Here is a 1,656-nt window from a genome sequence, read left to right on the forward strand (position 1 = left end):
CTCGCGACCCCAACCTTGGCAAGGTTGTGCTCTACCAACTGAGCTATTCCCGCGTGTCAGCGTTTGCTGTATGGGTGCGTATTATATAGGATTTTTGGCAGACGTCAAGCACTTTTTTAAAAATTTTTAAAAAAATTCAAAAAATTTTAGCCGTTATAAATTTTTAAAAACAAATCAACGACTTAGCACATCCAAAGTCACGCCCCACGACAGAAAGTTATCAATCTCATCGACAAGCCCCGTGAATAGCTTCTCTTTTTTCATGTCCAGCACCCAGTGAGTCGGACTGTGCAGGGTGAATTTGATGTCGGATTTTTGGATGTCAGTGCGAGTGTGGTTAATCGCCACCGCCAAACGCAGTAGCAGTGCCAGCTTGGTCATTCTGTCGGTACTGATACTCATCAACGCCTTATGGTCGTTTGCGGTGATTTTTCGGCGATGGTAACGCACCATGCCTGCCAGTCTGGTCTGCTCCATCTGCAAAAAGCCTGCTATCTCACCAAACTCCAAGATATACGCACTGTGGCGATGATAACTACTATGCCCGATACTCATGCCAATCTCATGAAGCAGTGCCGAGGTCTGAGCAGGTCATGGTCGTTTTGGTTTAACCCCAGTGGCTCTTGGGCGACATCAAAAAGCAGACGGGCGGTCTTGGCGACCCGTTTGGCTTGTTTTTTGTCCACATTAAACTTATCAATGAGCTTCATCACCCCACCATCACAGGCGTCATTACTGTCAAAACGTGAGAGCATGTCATACATAACCCCTTCCCGAAGAGCCCCATCAGAGTAGCTCATCGCCTTGACCCCAAAGGCTTCCATCACCGCCAGCAGTATCGCCACACCAGCAGGGAAAATCGCCTTACGGTGAGCCTTAACCCCTTGTAAATCAATATGCTCAATATGCCGAGCATCTATCAAATGCTGTTTTAGAGCCAATACCGCCCCTTTGGTAATCAGTCCATGCTTGATAAGTCCAAGCCTCGTCAATGCCCCTAGCATCGCCTTAATCGTCCCTGATGAGCCAATCACTCGCTCAAAGCCCATTTTCTGATAACGCTTGATGTGCTGAGCCATCTCTTTTTTGGCAGAACGCATGGCATACCCAAAGGCTTCATCATTCATCACGCCATTTTTAAAAAACTTCTGCGTAAAACTCACCACCCCCATCTGTGCCGACTCAGTCAGGAGCAACCGCCCGCCCTGCCCGATGATAAGCTCGGTTGAGCCACCGCCGATGTCAATGACAAACCGAAGCTCATCACTAGGGTTTGTGTTCGCCACGCCCAGATAGATAAGGCGAGCTTCTTCACGCCCTGAGATGACTTCAATCGGGCAAGGCAAAATCTGATTTGCCTTGGCAATAAACTCATCGCTGTTGGTCGCCTGTCTTAGGGTATTGGTCGCAACCACACGCAAACGCTCGCCTGCCACGTTATCTAAGCGACCCATAAAGCGAGACAAGCAGGTCAGCCCACGCTCTTGGGCGTCGGCACTTAGATGACCTTGCTCATCTAGCCCTGCCCCCAATTGGACTTTTTCGGACATGGACTCAATTTTTTGGCATTGTCAAACAACAATACATAAGCTAAAATACCCACACAGTCTATCATAAGCAAAGCAAACACCCAATGAGCCAAATATTCACCTATTG

General features: G+C 48.2%; 2 protein-coding genes. Both read right to left on the bottom strand.

The features are described from left to right. Positions 1 to 174 precede the first annotated feature (174 nt). Complete coding sequence (locus tag K941_RS16600) at positions 175 to 555, bottom strand: hypothetical protein (protein WP_051226073.1); 381 nt, start codon at positions 553 to 555, stop codon at positions 175 to 177. After that, entirely contained in the window at positions 552 to 1,550 is a 999-nt protein-coding gene (locus K941_RS15965) for a Ppx/GppA phosphatase family protein (RefSeq protein ID WP_051226074.1), read from the bottom strand. Before K941_RS15965 ends, K941_RS16600 begins: the two co-directional genes overlap by 4 nt. Positions 1,551 to 1,656 lie beyond the last annotated feature (106 nt).

This window comes from Moraxella caprae DSM 19149, assembly GCF_000426885.1.
Lineage (GTDB): Bacteria > Pseudomonadota > Gammaproteobacteria > Pseudomonadales > Moraxellaceae > Moraxella > Moraxella caprae.

Coding starts and splice junctions, on each gene's coding strand:
- K941_RS16600 (WP_051226073.1), bottom strand. CDS start 555: ATGAGTATCGGGCATAGTAGTTATCATCGCCACAGTGCGTATATCTTG.
- K941_RS15965 (WP_051226074.1), bottom strand. CDS start 1,550: ATGTCCGAAAAAGTCCAATTGGGGGCAGGGCTAGATGAGCAAGGTCAT.